This is a genomic window from Spiroplasma endosymbiont of Phyllotreta cruciferae, assembly GCF_918697755.1.
The window spans coordinates 668,867-685,454 of record NZ_OU953854.1 but is presented as its reverse complement, the minus strand read 5'-3'; the positions used below and the strand labels follow the sequence as shown (position 1 = coordinate 685,454).

Sequence of the window (16,588 nt, the reverse complement as noted above, 5' to 3'; positions counted from 1 at the left end):
AATGTGATTTGCATAAAAATTTTATAAAATTAAAAAAATGGCTAAAAATAGTTGCTTGTTTTTTAATATTTAGTATATAATTAATAAGGCTAAAAAATATGCCATGCCTAGTTAGCTCAGTCGGTAGAGCACTCGGCTGTTAACCGATCGGTCGCAGGTTCGAGCCCTGCACTAGGCGCCATTATTTTTTTTGACAATTTTTACAAATATTTATCGGCCTGTTGGTGAAGCGGTTAACACACATGCCTTTCACGCATGCATTCACGGGTTCAAACCCCGTACAGGTCACCATTTTCCGGTGTTAGCTCAGTTGGGAGAGCGCCTGCCTTACAAGCAGGTGGTCAGCGGTTCAAGTCCGTTACACCGGACCATTTTTAATGATAGGCTGGCTTAGCTCAACTGGTAGAGCAACTGGCTTGTAATCAGTAGGTTGGGAGTTCAATTCTTCTAGCCAGCACCATTGGCTGTCTCCTGTTAGCTCAGTTGGTAGAGCATCTGGCTTTTAACCAGTGGGTCAAAGGTTCAAGTCCTTTACAGGAGACCAATTTTAAAAATCAAATACCCGGGTGTGGCGGAACTGGCAGACGCACCAGACTTAGGATCTGGCGGGGTAACTCGTGGGGGTTCAAGTCCCTTCACCCGGACCATAAAGAGAAACAAAACAACACTTTATAAGTGTTTTTTATTTTGCAAAAATTTGTTTAATTTTATTATTTTTCTACTATAATTAATAAAACTATAAAATAGTGTCTGATACATATCTTAAATAATTGATCATACAACTTTTGGTTAGAAAGAAGAATACAAATGAAAAAAGCTGTTTTTTCAGATTTAGATGGAACCTTATTAAAAGATAATCACCGTTTTAGTAAGTTAACAAAGAAAACCGTTAATTCAGTCCAAAAAAAAGAATTCCGTTTGTGGTGACAACAGGGCGATTAGCAAATGATGCCATTCTTCAAGCTCGTAAACTAAAGGTTCATAAATATAATGGCTATGTCTTATCAAACAATGGGGCAAGTGCCTATTCATTTAAAACAAATAGTTTTTTATGAATGATGATTTTTACAACTGCTGAAATTAATACTATTTTTAAATTTACGTATCAAAAATATAAAGTGCATTTTTTTAGTAATAATAGTACGTATGTTTATAAATGTGGTGAAAATTCTTATTATTGATCAAAAATAATGCGAACTAAATATAAGGTTATTACTAAACCAGAAGAAATTATTGAAGATATTACGCATGCTAGTGTTATTGCTCATCAGTCATTAAATGATAATGATGCTGAAATATTGATGCAAGAGTTACGACAATTATTACCACAATTAGATATTACACAGTATAATAATCGTGTTTTTGAAATTTCTTGTAAAGGAATTTCAAAGGGAAGTGCATTACAGTTTTTATCGCATCATATTGGAATTGATATTAGTCAAACTTATTCGTTTAGTTATTCTTACAATGATCTTGAATTAATTCGACAAGATGGCGTTGGAATTGCCGTTGGTAATGCAATTGATGAATTAAAGGTGATGGCCAATGAAGTAACTTTATCAAATCGGGAGGATGGACCGGCAAAATATTTACAGCAGTTTTTTTAAAAAAAATAGAACTTTTGTGATATGATAAAAAAAGCAAGAGAGTTCAGTAAAGGAGAGAAAAAATGGCTGTAAATGAATTAAAAACTGTTGAGGAGTTTGAAAAAGTAATTGCTGAAAATAAATTAACATTAGTTGATTTTTATGCTGATTGATGTGGACCATGTAAAATGATTTCACCGGTAATTAATGAATTATCAAAAGACCGTGGTGATGTTAATTTTGTTAAAATTAATGTTGATGAATTGCAAGATCTTGCCCAAAATTATGGAATTTTATCAATACCAACATTAATTACATTCCAAAAAGGAAATGAATTAAAGCGAAAAACTGGATTTGTAACCCGTAATGAAATTGAACAAGAATTGTTAAGTTAAAATTAGTTGTTAAAAAGATTTAATAACAACCTAAAAGAAGAAGGTGAATATAAAATGGCAATGGCAATGAAAAAGCGTCGTCGTTTAATTGCGGAGAAAAAAGCAGCGAAAGCCTTAGCACGAAAAGAAGCTGCAAAAAAAGTAAAAGAAAAAGATAACTTGGAAGAAAAAGCTTCAAAATAAAAAAAATAAAATAATGAACATATAAAATAAAATTGACATAAAAAAGAGAGTTAAAATTTCTGTTATATAATTTTATTTAAAGGATGTTCTTTTTTATGGTAAAACAATGAAATAAAGATGAAAAAATTGAAATATTAGAATTTTCTAAACAAAATGGAGTGAGAAGTTCTGCAGAAAAATATAATGTAATGTAGCAAAGTCAACTATTCAAAGATGACGCGCTGAGGCTGAAGAAAATGTTGATAATTTAGAGTGAGGCCGTGGCTTGCAAACAATTCAGAATTCAAAACGTAGAATGAAAGCATCAAAAGTTATGACTGATGATGTTACTAAAATGTCGCGCTTTGAATTAGAAGAAATTGCAAAGCTCCATCTTGCACTAAAAAAGTATGAAGCGAAGACTATTAAAGATAAGTTATTCGCCATTAATAATTTATCAACAGATTATTCTGTTGATTTTTTATGCCGAAAATTAAAAGTTACTAGACAAGGATATTATTTATGAATAAAAAATGGAATGCCTAAGTATAAAAATTATAATATTAAATTTGCCAATACAATATTAGAATTATTTAATAAATTTAAAGGTATCTACGGATATCCAATGCTGAGTATTTTATTAGAAAAATATAAAAACATAAAACTTAACAAATGAGTTGTTTATAGATACATGAAAATTTTAAAAATTAAATCTATTAAACGTAAAATTAAGCCAAGTTATTTAAAATCTAGACCATTAAGGTTTCCAAATATTTTAAACAGAAATTTTGTTGCAACTAAACCTAATCAAAAATGAGTAACTGATGTTACATATTTACCAATAAAAAATAAAATGTTATATTTATCAATTTTAAGAGATTTATTTAATGGTGAAATTTTAGATTGAAAATTATCTAATAATCTAAATAGTAATTTGTGCTACAAAAATTTAGTTTCAGCTTGAAATTATTCAGGAAAACCAAAAAATATAATAATTCATAGTGATCAGGGTAGCTCATATACTTCACCAATCTAGAAGGATTTATGTGAAAGTATGCACATGGTTATTTCTATGTCTCGAAGAGGAAATTCACCAGATAATGAGGCATGTGAAACTTGATTTAGTTCATTTAAAAAAGAATGCATATATTTATATCAACGAAATGAACTAAATTTAAATAATATTTATGAAATTGTTTCGAACTATATTGAGTTTTATAACTTTGTAAGGCCAATAATATCGCAAAGAAAAACTCCTTTCGAACAACGAATGGAGTTTTTTAATAAAAAAATCTTTTTTTTGTCAATTTTAATTGACATCTTCATAATATTATTTTCTTTTTTTATTTACCCTAAAATAGAAAAAATAACAGCTGTAATTAAAGCATAACTAAAGTTAATTACAAGTGTTGTTAGTAGAATAAATCCTTTTTTCTTTAAATATCAAACATACCCGTCATATTCGGTTTGCAAATGTGAATATTTGGTTATAATATTAAATACTAAATCAGCTTGTTTAGGATTTAATTCCTTCGTTTTGTTTAGTTTTTGCAATGGATTTCGAACTATAATTCAGTTACTAATAAACATTATTAAAATAATAATGATTAAAATTCCAAAGAAAATTTGTGATAAATCGCTATTACTTAAGTGTAAGGCATTTTTATATAATACCAACGGAATTGTTGTTGCAATTTGTGATAATAGAAAAATAACATTACAGATTAAACTAATAATTCAAAATGTTTTAAGTGATGTTTTCATGGTTATATTATTGCTTTCTGATTAATTGCTATATGTGCGCCAGCTTTTAAAAAATAGTAACAAATTCATCTTCTGGAATTCTTAAACAAGGAAAACTTGTGCCTGTTTTGTTATCATCATAATAGCCAAAAAGCATTCCTAATGCTAAATGTCATTTTGCGGAGTCAACAATGTTGTGTTCTTTAAAAAATGGAATAGCTTGTGTTGGAGTAATACCACCCATAATACTTGAACCAATTTTTAAATCTGCCGCTTGTAATGCCATAAAACTAGCAACAATATGTGTTTGTTCATCAGAAAACATATCGGGACTTGGATAAGTTTTTAAATAATTGTTCATTCCCTTTACGTTATTTTTTAATGCTTCTCCTTCAAAAATTCGTCCTAAACGTTTTGTTAGAAATTGTTCTGAAGTTAAATAATCTCCGTTTGCTCCTAATAATAATGCCAAAACTGGAGCATCTTTTACTTTTTGTTGATTTCCTGTCATAAAGCAATTTAGTGCTGCTTGTTCTTTTAACTTTTGATCTTTAATAATAATAACTTTAACTGGTTCTAATCCATTTGAACTAGGTGCTAGTGCGCCTGTTGTTAAAATTGTTTTTAAATCAGCTTTGCTAACCGTTTTTGTTTTATCATAAATTTTAATGGCTTTTCGAAATTGAGCTGCTTGTTGTACACTCATTGTTTTTCCTCCACTTTCTTGTTCTGGTAATAATTTTATTATACGTGAATAAAATTAAATTAATAGTGTTTAAACCACTAACAAACCGTAGGAACAATGTTATAATAAAAAAAGATAAAATTAAGGAAGGATAATAACAATGGAATTTTCGCATAAGGCAATTGAGCAAAAATGACAGCAATATTGAGAAAAACATCAAACTTTTAAAACAACAAATAATTATGATAAAAAAGCTTATATTTTAGATATGTTTCCGTATCCTTCGGGAGCAGGTTTACATGTTGGGCATCCAAAAGGTTATGTCGCAACCGATGTTGTTAGTCGTATGCGAAAATTACAAGGATATGATGTCTTACATCCAATTGGTTGAGATGCTTTTGGATTGCCAGCAGAACAATATGCTTTACAAACAGGAAATGATCCTGCTGAATTTACATTACAAAATATTGCTAATTTTCGTAGTCAATTAAAAGCGCTTGGATTTAGTTATGATTATAATAAAGAAGTTAATACTTCTTCGCCGGGGTTTTTTAAAACAACACAATTAATTTTTGAATTATTATATCAAAATGGTTTAGCTGAAATGCGTGATGTTGATGTTAGTTGGTGTCCTGAATTAGGAACTGTTTTAGCAAATGAAGAGATTTTAAATATTAATGGAAAAATGGTGTCAGAACGAGGGCATTATCCAGTTTATAAGAAACCAATGCGTCAGTGAGTTTTAAAAATTACTGCGTATGCTGAAAAATTATTAGAAGGACTAGATGAAGTTGATTGACCAGAATCAGTCAAAGAATTGCAACGTAATTGAATTGGAAAATCAGTTGGTGCTGAAATTAAATTTACGGTTCAAGATAGTTCAGAAATTATTGAAGTCTTTACAACTCGAGCGGATACTATTTTTGGTGTTGAATACTTAGTTTTAGCACCAGAGCATCCGTTAGTAACAAAATTAGCAACACCAGAATATAAAGGAAAAGTAACAGAATTTTTAGTCACTACAAAAGCAAAAAGTGATTTAGATCGCCAAGATAATAGTAAAGAAAAAACAGGAATGTTTATTGGTAGTTATGCAATTAATCCTGTTAACAAAAAAGTTGTGCCAATTTGGATTGCTGATTATGTCTTACCATTTTATGCTACGGGGGCCGTAATGGCTGTTCCTGGTCATGATGAGCGTGACTATTTGTTTGCTTTAAAATATCAATTACCAATTAGTTATGTTATTGAAGGCGAACACCATCAACAGTTGTATAATAAAGATGGAAAACACATTAATTCTGACTTTTTAAATGGTTTAACAACTAGTGAAGAAATCACAAAAGCAATTACTGTTTTAACCTCAGCAGGGCATGCAACAGCAAAAACAACTTATAAACTTCGTGATTGATTATTTTCTCGACAACGTTATTGAGGAGAACCATTTCCCGTTATTCATTGAGAAGATGGGGCCATTAGTTTAGTTGATGAAAAAGAATTACCATTAGAATTACCAAAAATGACAAATATTAGACCTTCCCAAACGGGAGAGTCACCCTTAGCTAATGCAGCTGATTGATTAATGGTTGTTGATAGCACTGGTAGAAAAGGCCGCCGCGAAACTAATACGATGCCACAATGAGCTGGCAGTTGTTGATATTACTTAGGCTACATTTTAATGGAAAATAATGAAATGTTAGATTTACGAAGTTCAGAAGCACAAAAATTACTAAAAAAATGATTACCAGTTGATTTATATGTCGGTGGACAAGAACATGCTGTTTTACATTTATTATATTCACGTTTCTGACATAAATTTTTATATGATCAAAAGTTAGTATCAACTTCCGAACCATTTTATAAATTAGTTAACCAAGGAATGATTTTAGGTCCTGATGGAACAAAAATGAGTAAATCAAAAGGGAATGTTATTAATCCTGATGATATTATTAAATCGCATGGCGCTGATACTTTGCGGTTATATGAAATGTTTATGGGTCCAATTGAGGCATCATTACCATGAAATCCTAGTGGTTTAGATTCAGCGCGAAAATGATTAGATCGTGTTTATCGTCTTGTTAAAAATCATAATTTTACGCAAGTTAATAATCACCAATTAGATTTTGTTTATCATAATATGGTTAAAAAAGGAACCGAGATGATTGAAAAATTGAGTTTTAATACCGCTATTTCACAATTGATGGTTTTCATTAATGCTTGTTATAAAGATGATGCGCCTATTTACCAACCATATTTTGAAGGGTTTACTAAAATGTTAAGTATTTTTGCACCACATTTAGCAGAAGAAATTTGAGTTAATTTACAACAAGAATCATCAATTGCATTATCGACTTGGCCAAGTTATGAAGAAAAATACTTACAAAAAAAGGAAGTTGTGATTGCGGTTCAAGTTAATGGGAAATTACGTGCTAAATTAGAAGTGGCAGTTGATACTTCCGAGCAAGACTTGTTAACTTTAGCAAAGGCAAATTCTAATGTTGAAACCTTTTTAGCTAATCATCAAATTATAAAGGAAATTATTATTAAAAATAAAATTGTTAATTTTGTTGTAAAATAATATCACAAATTTAATAATTTATCATTTTAAACAAAGGAGAAAGAAAAAATGAAATTTGTTCGTTCTAGTGATGGACCTTGAGGATTTTTTGATCCAGCAGGTTCATATGTGCCAGGAGCAGATTGAACTGACCAATGATTTTTTAAAGGGCACAGTTATATTTTTCAATTAGTTGGAATTGCTATTTTTATCTTACTTATTGGGTCATTGTTTTTTTGTAAAAAATATTATGCTAAAACTGTTAATTGAAAATGATTTCGAATTTCAATTGGAACTTATCAAATTGCAACTTATTTTTTAACTTATGCAATTTGAGCATCATATTTAGCGCTTGTTTTAAAAACGGAGTGAATTTGAGGTCCGGTTGGTCCGTCACAAATTCGTGGTTTAAGTGAAGTGATGCCATTGCATTTATGTAGTATGCACCAATTATTATCTGGCTTTATTTTAATTTTTCCTAGTCGAAAATTTTTTGAAGTTGTAGGGCCATCAGCAATTATTTTACCAATCTTAGCAATTATTACGCCCGTTAATGGTTATTGAAGTTTAGATAATTTCTTTTATTATAATTACTTTATCTTACATACTTTAATCATTTTTGCTTATTTATATGTTTATAAATATGGTTTGGTTGGTCGTCCTTATAGTGGTTTATTATTTAAATGACAATTATTGTGATTAACATTATTTTCAATTATAGCGGTAATTTGAGATTGGATTTTTAAAACTAATCAGTTATTTGTTGGACCAAGTAGTGGTGAATCATGAAATAATGGTGGTTTTAACGTTGGTGGATGAAATACAAACTTTATTGGAGCAAAATACATGTGACCATTTGCCTGATTGCCAATGTTTATCTTGGGAATTGTGATGGTTTCGCTCACCCATGTCGTGTTATTTTATATTCCACAAAGTTTTTTATACGATGTAAAAACAAAGGAATTAATAGCCGTTTCTCGTGGTTCATGTAATAAGTTTCGAACAAAAGAAGGGTTAACTTATATTGGCTTTACATTTACCTATATTTTTTGACCAGATAATAAAATTCATCAACATTTAAATCAAACTAACTTATTGCGGTTTACCGATGTTGAATTACTAACTTTTTCTCGTTAAAATAGTCAGGTTTGTTGACTATTTTTTAATTAATAAGGATTACAATTTAAAATAAAGGTATAATATAACTAAATTGCTAAGAAAAGGTGGATGATAACAATGTTTAAATATGCAATTATTGCAAATGACTATCAAGAATCAGCCAAGTTGGTTAGTAAAATTACAAAAACATTACAAAATTACGGTTTGGAAGAAGATATTATCAATCCAGAATATGTTTTTGTGATTGGTGGTGATGGTACTTTGTTACGTGCGGTTAATGAGTTTCAAGATATTATTGATGAAGTTTATTTTATTGTTATTAAGTCGGGGTCATTAGGTTTTTATGCTAACTATGATGAAAAAACATATTCACGAGCAATTGATGCAATTATTAAGGATACAGCGCGGATTCGTCAAATGCCTTTATTAGAAATTAAATATAACAATAATATTGTTTGCTATGCTTTAAACGAAGCAAAAGTTGTTGACCATGTTAAAACAATTCGAACTGATATTTATGTAAATGATGATTTATTAGAACATTTTCGTGGGAGTGGTTTAGTATTTGCAACAAAAACGGGGTCAACGGGTTATATGCGAGCAATTAACGGGTCAATTATTGCGGCAAATATGACAACGTTATGACAATTAAAAGAAATTGCCCCAGTTGCTAATTCAACATTTTCAACAATTAATGCTTCTATCATTTTGGACCAAGAACAAGTTGTTCGTTTAACCGGGGCATTAGCAGGAAAAAGTTTAGTCATTGATACTTATGAATCAGAGATTTTAAGCCCACAAATAGAGTTAAAAATTAGTCAAAAAACATTAAATTTATTTTATGATGAAGAAAATAATTTAAGTATGATTGCTAAAATGAAAATTTTATTTGCGCATTGTAATAACAACAGAAGGGATGATTAGAAATGCGGGCAGAATATATCATTATTATTGTGGTATCTATGATTTTAATGTTATTATTCATTTTAATGATGGTTTTTCGAAAAAAAATTTTTAATTTTCAAAAAGTTTTAATTCCAAAGCAAAAAATTTCTTTTTCTGTTAATGATTTAATTACAATTTTAGGAACAGTTAATAACATTGTTATGGTTAAAGCAACTTTGACTCGTTTACGCGTAACGGTAAAGGATTTAGATGAAGTTGATTTTGAATTATTAAAAACAAAATTCAAACTAAAACACATAATTACTGTTTTGCAAACAGTAATTATGCCATTTGGTAATGTTAGTTTAGCTGTTAAGATTGAAATTGATGCAGCGATGGAAAAAGAACAATAAGTAATATTGATTAGTAAATTGGCGATAGTAAAATTGTTATAAAAAGGAGTATATATATTATTAGAGTGCACCCCAAAAAGTAAGTAAAGTAAAAAAAGACTTTGCTAAACTTTTAAAGGAAGTGCATTTTTATATGGCAAGAAAAGGTCAAAAATATAACAAATATACATCAGAATTTAGAACAAAAATCATTGAGGAAATTAAACAAAAAAGTTGTTGAGTAGTAGCAAAACAATATAATCTAAATGCAAATACAGTAGAATCTTGATGAGCAAATCATAAAAAAGGAAAATTAAACAATCATAAAGGACCTAAAATCTCTTTTGGTAAAATAGATTTAGAATATTATAAAACAAGGTATGAATTATTAAAAAAGCTCCATGACTTTTACAATTAAGCAAACTAAGAATCGTCTCTTTTATTAAACAAAATTGTCATGAATATTCAATAAAATTATTATTAGAAGTAACGGGGTTAAAACGTAGTTATTGAGATAAATATAAAAATTATGACAGTAGCAAAAAAGATAAAGAAGCAATAAATGATATTGTAAAAGTCTATGAAGAAAATTTAAAACAATTTGGATATCGAAGAATTACTAAATATTTAAAAGAAGATTATGATATAAAATATAATTCAAAAAAAGTTTTAAGGATTATGCGTTATAATCAAATACAACCTGAATATGTAAGAAAAATGAGAAGAAAAATGAAATATAAACAGAATAAAGAAAAAAGTTTATTGCAATATCCTGATTTAATTAATCGTAAATTCAATGATATAAAAACAAGGTTTTCAGTGCTATATACTGATGTAACATATTTAATTTGAAAAAGAGAAAAATATTATCAATCAACAATTATTGATGGATATACTAAAGAAATGGTTGATGTAAAGTGATCTAAATATAATGACAATAAATTAGTAATAGATAATTTAAATGATGCAATTAATAAAATAAAATTAATAAAAAAAGATCTGAATGGAATAATAATTCATTCAGACCACGGATATCAATATACATCCACTATTTATCGCGGTAAATGTGTATCTAACGGTATTATAATTTCAATGGGGAAAAATTACCACTGTGCAGATAATATTGTTATAGAAAGTTTTCATTCATTACTTAAGAAAGCTACAATCCATAATAAAATATATAATTCACATGAAGAATATATACAAGATGTTATAAAATGAAATACATGATATTCAAATCGTAAAGAAAAAGATATAATAAAAAAATAGTAAATACTTTTTATTAGTACTTACTAAAATGGGTGCAGTCTAGAATGGAATAATAATTCATTCAGACCACGGATATCAATACACATCCGCTATTTATCTCGATAAATGTGTATCTAACGGTATTATAATTTCAATGGGGAAAAATTACCACTGTGCAGATAATATTGTTATAGAAAGTTTTCATTCATTACTTAAGAAAGCTACAATCCATAATAAAATATATAATTCACATGAAGAATATATACAAGATGTTATAAAATGAAATATATGATATTCAAATCGTAAAGAAAAAGATATAATTAAAAAAATAGTAAATACTTTTTATTAGTACTTACTAAAATGGGTGCAGTCTATATATCACAATGACTTGAGTAATTATAGTTTTGATACTTGTTGGTTTTTCCTTAGTAGGAGCTTAGGTTCGGTTTTGGTTTCGGAAAGCAAAATATCATCTTAAAAATGAAGAGAATACTATGAATGGCAAAGACCAGGCTGATAAAAGTTATGAGCTTATGATGACCATTATTAGTGAAGATGCATTAATTGCAAAATATTTGTTACCACCGCCACGTTATGTTGATACTTCAATTCCAAACTACCAAATTGATTTTAACTTAGGATTATTTATGTCTGACTATTGAGAATTAATTCATTATTTAAATAAAACAACAGATCCAATTGCAAATGATATTTTTGTTGAATATTTCACAACAATTAATGAAGAATTAAATAATTTATTAACAGAAGTTATTAGTAACAATATTGAACCATTAGCAACAGTATTTGTTGCATTATATGATCAAGAAACATGAGATAAAACTTTTGTTGAATGTTTTTTAAAACCGCATGTGTTATTAACTAGAGAAATGTTAGCAACCCAATTGATTCCAGATAGTTTTTCAATTTTACAACAAATTAAATTTTATTTACGATGGAAAGATCGTCAAATTTTTACTAAACTAGAAGCAGTTTTTTCTGCCGTTTTAAATGAGCATCTTACCTTGGTAAATAAAATTTATCAAGAGTTTATTCAAAAATTAGAAAATGATTTTAATACCCTTTTTGATTTACAAACATGAGAAAACTTTGGACAATCATCTGCAACTGCTTCATAATTAGAAGAATTATATCAATTGTTTGGGTTAAGTTCATCAGCTTCAATTAATGATATTAAACGAGCATATCGCCAGTTAGCAAAAAAATATCATCCTGATTTAAATAAAAGTTTTGATAGTGAAGAAGTAATGCGAAAAATTAATGATGGTTATGAGAAGTTACTTGCCAATCATCAGCAAGAAGAAAATGAAGTTTAAAAATTTGTTAGTTGCAAATTGTTTTTACTAAAATTAATAGTATAATTTTATTAACTTAAAGGACAAAAAATTATTTTAGTATGCAGAAGTTATGACGAGAAAGGGAATATACACATGGCTACACAAAAAATAATAAAATGATACTATACTAATTTAAAATTTAATAATTGAGATTTATATATTGCTGTTTCTGACCAAGGGGTTACTTTTGTTAGTTCTAATCATAAGGGTTTTAGTGAGTTAGAATATTGGCAAAAGAAAAAGGGATTAAATATTGTTTTGGTTGCTGATCAAGAGCAAAAAACAGCAGAAGTAGTTACCCAATTAACAGAATACTTAGCAGGAAAACGAACAACCTTCACATTACCGTTTGATTTTATTGGAACATTGTTTCAACAAAAAGTTTGACGTGAAGTTGCAAAAATTCCTTATGGGAAGACAACTTGTTATTCTGATATTGCCCAAAAAATTGGTCATCCCCGAGCAGTTCGCGCTGTTGGTACTGCCATTGGGAATAATTCAATGACAATTATTGTGCCATATCACCGTGTTCTTGGCAAAAATAATACCTTACGAGGTTATCGTGGCGGGATGGAAATGAAGGCGTCGTTGTTACAATTGGAAAACATTTGATAATTTAACATTTTGTATATTGTAAACCAAATGCAACACTTTATGAAAAATAAAGTGTTTTTTATTTTTATTAAAAAACATAAATTTATTTGCATTATTCATCGGATAGTATCTTATAAATTTAGAACTTTTATCATAAAAACAGATGTTCTTATGTTTTCCCTACACAAAATAAACGATATTTTTATAAATTTCCTTTCAAATAAAGGTATTATCCGATGAATAATGCAGTACTTAAAACTTAATATTTTGATGCTGAAAGATGAACAACTCATCTATGGCGCGAAGCTTTAAAGAAAGTGTGAAAGCGAATGGATTTACTACTCCTATTTATTTCTTTAATTCTCGGCAAGATTAATCACTTGCGAAATGTCAGAGCATGTGTTTTTTGGCTTGTTTTCATAAAAAGAGTGTTTGTTGTTAAACCGAAAAAACAATATCGGACACTAAAAAAACAAGAGGGTTGGAGCTCCAAAAGGTTATTTTCTTTATATAAAGTTGTCTAGGGATGGATGAAGCGTAATTAATAACTGGGTAAACTTTTTTACTTCCGTAGGGGGGTAAACTATGTCTAAATATTCTACCGCCCCCGCTCACCCCCAAAGTGAAGCGGGCGGCAAATTAAGTAAGTACTAAAATAAATTACTAAATATCAAAATATTAACCAACAAAGGATTTTTCTATTTATTTAAAAAAATAAATAAAAAGAAGGGAAAAAATATTATGCAAGAATATAAAAGTAAATATATCAATAAAACTTGAAATGAAATAACAACATCATTTGATTGGGTTAATTGTCAACCTGTTAATTGTCGTATTTCACATTATAAAAATCATTATGATTTGCAATGTTTAGAATGAGCAAAAATGTATTTAAATTTATTTGAAAATAAATGAGATGTTATTGTTTCTTATATGCAACATTATAAAATTAACGATATTTTAGATTTAGCTTCCGATGGATGAAAAATATTACAAATTGACCAAAAAATCAAAGGAATAAATTAAAATATATTATTGCAATTGACCCTGCTGGAATTGGACAAACTGGTATTATTATTTATAATGTTTTGCAAAATAAAATAATTAATAATATTACTTTTAATTCCAAAAATGAAGAAGAAGCAATAAATAATATCTATTTAATATTAAATGAGTTTAAAAATAAAATTTGTTCTTATTTAAATAAAGTTATTGTAATAATTGAAGATTATCAACTTCATAAGGGATTAAAAATAACAAACCCACTATCTACACCTAAATTTATAGGTGGTTTAAAAGTTTTATGTAAATATCAATTTAATTTAAATTATGTTTTACAATCGCCAGTTGTTAAGAAAAATTATAGCTATAAAGGAAATATTAAAATGACAGAGCATGAACATGACGCTTGAAAACATTTACAATATTTTTTATCAAAGGGAGTTGAAAAAAATGGCACGGCTAAAAAGTAATTTACCTAAGAAATCAATAACTAATAAACCTAAAATAAAAAATAAAAGAATTAACAAGTTAGAATTAACTGTTAGATTACATGAAAACCCTATTAAAACAAAAATTAAGGCACTGGTTGCTGGTGGTGTTGAAGTTGATGCTTGTTCGGCTAAATGTCAATGAGACGGATTAAATTATTCAACATTATCAATATATAATCCACCAATTGTATCTGAGTTTTTGAAATTAAAAAAAGATGATGAGATAAAAATTAAAGGCTCAGTATTTAATCAGTTAAATATAAAAACTAAACGTTATTTTTTATCTTTTCGAGTCGATAGTTTTGAAATTATCCAAAAAGCAATTAGAAAAAGAACAAATACAAATAATAAAAAATAGGAGGAAAAACAATGGCATTAAAAAATGTAAAATATGTTCTTATTGATGAAAATAATGAACCAATTAAAAATGAAGATGGTGGTTTAAATATTAAAACTGCTGAAATTATTTTAGAAAATATTGCTGAAGTTGAAGAATTTAATGCAAGTAATTTAGAAAATAGCAATCAGCAAATCAACGAATTACAAACAAAAAACACTGAATTAATTTCACAATTAGAACAACAAACCCTGCAATTAAAACAAATTGAAATTAATAGTTTTAATAATTCTTTAACTGATAATGAAGAATTTAAAAATGTCTTATTAAAATCTTATGATATTAATGATGATATTGAAGTAATTAAAACACACCTACAAAGTGTTTATGATGAATTAATTAAGGTACAAACAGTTAATACTGGTGGTGTACCAAAAGTAGAAAACAAAGAAAACAATATTTTAGATACAGACAATGTATTTAATAAATAGAAAGAAGGAAGTAAATTATGGCACAAACCCCACAAAGAATATTTGGAGATATTGTTAACCAAGCAACAAAAAATGATCGTGAAGCATTTGATCAATGATATTTACAAACTTATCAACAAAAATTTAGTTGAGAAGCATTATTTGCATGAAAAGAAGCCAATAAATTTGGTTTAACATATAAAAGAAAGAAAAATATTAAATATAATGAAGGTTTGGGAAAAGATGGAAAAGTATTTAATACTGATGATAGTCTTTTAAATTACACTGAAGTAGAGTTTGAAGATGGAACAGTTGAATTAGATACAATTTTAACTTTTGCTCGTAAATTAGACCCTGTAGAAAGTGATTTTAATCCTAATCTTTGGGCTGCAGATATAGAACAAGCAATGGACACAGAAGTTGCTTATAAACGCAATAAAATTCTAGATATTATTAATAATGGAACAGTTACAACTATTCAAGGTAAAAAAGCAGATGACACAAGTGCATTACAAATCCACGATGAAATTATGGATAAAATATATGAAAATGGCTTTACTCCATCAGAAACAGTTGTCTTGGGTTCGGCTGATTTTATTCGTGGAATTCGTAATAAATTACAGTTACAGCTTGGAGCAAATGACCAAATAAACAGTGTAATCACAACAAGTGGCGCAATGAAAACCGTTGAAGGAACAACCTACTATATGGTTCCTAAAAAATTACCAATTATTAATAAAGATGGTTCAGAAGGAATAATTAATCTATTACCAGAAGGTGTTAATGCAATTGCCTTTAAATTTAACAAAAAATATGACCCGCTTATTTTACGCAAAAAAGACCATACTCCATTAAGGATTGGTGCAGCTGCCTTAGGTACTGGAATGGGTAATACTTTGATTATGGAAAGAGTTTTATATTTAGGTGGCGCTGTAGTTGAAACTAAGGGAATTATTAAACATATTGTTGTAAAAATTGATATTAGTAAAATTAATAAATTAGATAAACCAACTATTCATTTTGCAAACCCAACAAAAGCAACACCAGAACAGTTAAAACCACAATTTAAAGATGTTGTTTTAAAAGCAATAAAAGCAGTAGATAGTTCTTTAACTGAAAATGATTTTGATTACTTTATTGAAAGTAAAGGTGAAGATTGACCCATTGATATTACAAATGATAAAACTGTTGAAGTTCAAATTCAAGGTAAAAACAACGCTACTGGTCAAACAAATCCAATTGATGTTAAAATTAAAAATTCTTAATAATAGTACTAAAAAATAGTACTTTTTCGTTTGATATATATGCCAATTGGAACATCTAAAACTGCTCTTATTTATTCTGTTAAAAAAATACCAACCAGATTATCTATCCAACAACAAGAAAAAAGTTTTGGTTTACAATTATTAGAATTTTTAGGAATTCAAGTTTTAGAGCCCTTGGTTTATCAGTTTTAACTGGCGGTATTGCTTCGGCTGTTGGTCTTGGTGCGGGATTATCTAATTTTGGCGCAGCATTTATCTCATTTGGAGTAGAAACAGCAACCGATTTTGCTGTAAATCAAATA

General features: G+C 28.3%; 22 protein-coding genes, 6 tRNA genes and 2 pseudogenes. 28 read left to right on the top strand and 2 right to left on the bottom strand.

The features are described 5' to 3' along the window. Positions 1-105 precede the first annotated feature (105 nt). The 11 genes and pseudogenes from NL276_RS04575 to NL276_RS04525 all read left to right on the top strand — a co-directional run bounded on the left by NL276_RS04575 (position 106) and on the right by NL276_RS04525 (position 3,533). A tRNA-Asn gene (locus NL276_RS04575) sits at positions 106-181 on the top strand. 34 nt (positions 182-215) lie between these two features. Next, a tRNA-Glu gene (locus tag NL276_RS04570) sits at positions 216-291 on the top strand. A gap of 4 nt (positions 292-295) precedes the next feature. Next, a tRNA-Val gene (locus NL276_RS04565) sits at positions 296-371 on the top strand. A 13-nt stretch (positions 372-384) separates the two neighbouring features. Continuing rightward, a tRNA-Thr gene (locus NL276_RS04560) sits at positions 385-460 on the top strand. 8 nt (positions 461-468) lie between these two features. Next, a tRNA-Lys gene (locus NL276_RS04555) sits at positions 469-544 on the top strand. A gap of 18 nt (positions 545-562) precedes the next feature. Then, positions 563-647, top strand: a tRNA-Leu gene (locus tag NL276_RS04550). Between the two features lie 160 nt (positions 648-807). Further along, positions 808-1,607: pseudogene (locus NL276_RS04540) on the top strand (HAD-IIB family hydrolase). A 62-nt stretch (positions 1,608-1,669) separates the two neighbouring features. Further along, on the top strand, positions 1,670-1,981 hold the full coding sequence (gene trxA, locus NL276_RS04535; protein ID WP_253301375.1) for a thioredoxin: 312 nt from the start codon (positions 1,670-1,672) through the stop codon (positions 1,979-1,981). A 54-nt stretch (positions 1,982-2,035) separates the two neighbouring features. After that, positions 2,036-2,164, top strand: a complete 129-nt coding sequence (locus NL276_RS04995; protein ID WP_256468767.1) for a hypothetical protein — start codon at positions 2,036-2,038, stop codon at positions 2,162-2,164. A 265-nt stretch (positions 2,165-2,429) separates the two neighbouring features. Beyond that, positions 2,430-3,179, top strand: a complete 750-nt coding sequence (locus tag NL276_RS04530) for an IS3 family transposase (RefSeq protein WP_253301374.1) — start codon at positions 2,430-2,432, stop codon at positions 3,177-3,179. A gap of 18 nt (positions 3,180-3,197) precedes the next feature. Beyond that, positions 3,198-3,533, top strand: a complete 336-nt coding sequence (locus NL276_RS04525) for a hypothetical protein (protein WP_253301373.1) — start codon at positions 3,198-3,200, stop codon at positions 3,531-3,533. Here the strand turns inward: NL276_RS04525 and NL276_RS04520 are convergent. Together NL276_RS04520 and NL276_RS04515 are read right to left on the bottom strand one after the other, a co-directional pair. After that, positions 3,491-3,907 (bottom strand): hypothetical protein, encoded by a 417-nt coding sequence (locus NL276_RS04520; RefSeq protein ID WP_253301372.1) that lies wholly within the window; start codon positions 3,905-3,907, stop codon positions 3,491-3,493. The two genes, NL276_RS04525 and NL276_RS04520, sit on opposite strands and share 43 nt — an antisense overlap. A gap of 46 nt (positions 3,908-3,953) precedes the next feature. Further along, positions 3,954-4,592: a nitroreductase family protein gene (locus NL276_RS04515; RefSeq protein WP_253301371.1), complete on the bottom strand. Its 639-nt coding sequence runs from the start codon at positions 4,590-4,592 to the stop codon at positions 3,954-3,956. A gap of 139 nt (positions 4,593-4,731) precedes the next feature. On the opposite strand from NL276_RS04515, the gene leuS reads away from it, so the two are divergent. From leuS to NL276_RS04435, 17 genes and pseudogenes are all read left to right on the top strand, one after another. Further along, positions 4,732-7,149 carry a leucine--tRNA ligase gene (leuS, locus tag NL276_RS04510; RefSeq protein ID WP_253301370.1) on the top strand — a complete coding sequence of 806 codons (2,418 nt, stop codon included), beginning with the start codon at positions 4,732-4,734 and terminating at the stop codon, positions 7,147-7,149. A 48-nt stretch (positions 7,150-7,197) separates the two neighbouring features. Continuing rightward, positions 7,198-8,265 carry a TMEM164 family acyltransferase gene (locus NL276_RS04505; RefSeq protein ID WP_253301369.1) on the top strand — a complete coding sequence of 356 codons (1,068 nt, stop codon included), beginning with the start codon at positions 7,198-7,200 and terminating at the stop codon, positions 8,263-8,265. A 99-nt stretch (positions 8,266-8,364) separates the two neighbouring features. Next, positions 8,365-9,171: an NAD(+)/NADH kinase gene (locus NL276_RS04500; RefSeq protein WP_253301368.1), complete on the top strand. Its 807-nt coding sequence runs from the start codon at positions 8,365-8,367 to the stop codon at positions 9,169-9,171. A 2-nt stretch (positions 9,172-9,173) separates the two neighbouring features. After that, positions 9,174-9,545 carry a PTS sugar transporter subunit IIB gene (locus NL276_RS04495; RefSeq protein WP_253301367.1) on the top strand — a complete coding sequence of 124 codons (372 nt, stop codon included), beginning with the start codon at positions 9,174-9,176 and terminating at the stop codon, positions 9,543-9,545. A 133-nt stretch (positions 9,546-9,678) separates the two neighbouring features. Next, on the top strand, positions 9,679-9,942 hold the full coding sequence (locus tag NL276_RS04490) for a transposase family protein (protein WP_253301366.1): 264 nt from the start codon (positions 9,679-9,681) through the stop codon (positions 9,940-9,942). Then, positions 9,909-10,229, top strand: a pseudogene (locus tag NL276_RS05265) (IS3 family transposase); the annotation flags it as partial. The gene NL276_RS04490 and the pseudogene NL276_RS05265, both read left to right, overlap by 34 nt. Before the next feature lie 12 nt (positions 10,230-10,241). After that, complete coding sequence (locus NL276_RS04485; RefSeq protein ID WP_253301365.1) at positions 10,242-10,793, top strand: DDE-type integrase/transposase/recombinase; 552 nt, start codon at positions 10,242-10,244, stop codon at positions 10,791-10,793. A gap of 133 nt (positions 10,794-10,926) precedes the next feature. Further along, a complete protein-coding gene (locus NL276_RS04480; protein WP_253301364.1) occupies positions 10,927-11,121 on the top strand; it encodes a hypothetical protein in 195 nt (64 codons plus the stop codon). 145 nt (positions 11,122-11,266) lie between these two features. Further along, entirely contained in the window at positions 11,267-11,908 is a 642-nt protein-coding gene (locus tag NL276_RS04475) for a hypothetical protein (protein ID WP_253301363.1), read from the top strand. A gap of 18 nt (positions 11,909-11,926) precedes the next feature. Then, positions 11,927-12,106 carry a DnaJ domain-containing protein gene (locus tag NL276_RS04470; protein ID WP_253301362.1) on the top strand — a complete coding sequence of 60 codons (180 nt, stop codon included), beginning with the start codon at positions 11,927-11,929 and terminating at the stop codon, positions 12,104-12,106. A 114-nt stretch (positions 12,107-12,220) separates the two neighbouring features. Further along, positions 12,221-12,742 (top strand): methylated-DNA--[protein]-cysteine S-methyltransferase, encoded by a 522-nt coding sequence (locus NL276_RS04465; protein WP_253301361.1) that lies wholly within the window; start codon positions 12,221-12,223, stop codon positions 12,740-12,742. Positions 12,743-13,462: 720 nt separating this feature from the next. Then, positions 13,463-13,747 carry a hypothetical protein gene (locus NL276_RS04460; RefSeq protein ID WP_253301360.1) on the top strand — a complete coding sequence of 95 codons (285 nt, stop codon included), beginning with the start codon at positions 13,463-13,465 and terminating at the stop codon, positions 13,745-13,747. Beyond that, entirely contained in the window at positions 13,702-14,193 is a 492-nt protein-coding gene (locus tag NL276_RS04455) for a hypothetical protein (RefSeq protein ID WP_253301359.1), read from the top strand. The genes NL276_RS04460 and NL276_RS04455 overlap by 46 nt, the downstream gene beginning before the upstream one ends. After that, complete coding sequence (locus tag NL276_RS04450; RefSeq protein ID WP_253301358.1) at positions 14,174-14,572, top strand: hypothetical protein; 399 nt, start codon at positions 14,174-14,176, stop codon at positions 14,570-14,572. The genes NL276_RS04455 and NL276_RS04450 overlap by 20 nt, the downstream gene beginning before the upstream one ends. Positions 14,573-14,583: 11 nt before the next feature. Beyond that, positions 14,584-15,042, top strand: coding sequence for a hypothetical protein (locus NL276_RS04445; protein WP_253301357.1), 459 nt, complete (start codon positions 14,584-14,586; stop codon positions 15,040-15,042). Between the two features lie 17 nt (positions 15,043-15,059). After that, the gene (locus tag NL276_RS04440; RefSeq protein ID WP_253301356.1) at positions 15,060-16,286 is read left to right on the top strand and encodes a hypothetical protein; all 1,227 of its coding nucleotides are present in this window, start codon (positions 15,060-15,062) and stop codon (positions 16,284-16,286) included. 39 nt (positions 16,287-16,325) lie between these two features. Next, positions 16,326-16,478 carry a hypothetical protein gene (locus NL276_RS04435; protein ID WP_253301355.1) on the top strand — a complete coding sequence of 51 codons (153 nt, stop codon included), beginning with the start codon at positions 16,326-16,328 and terminating at the stop codon, positions 16,476-16,478. Positions 16,479-16,588: the final 110 nt, after the last annotated feature.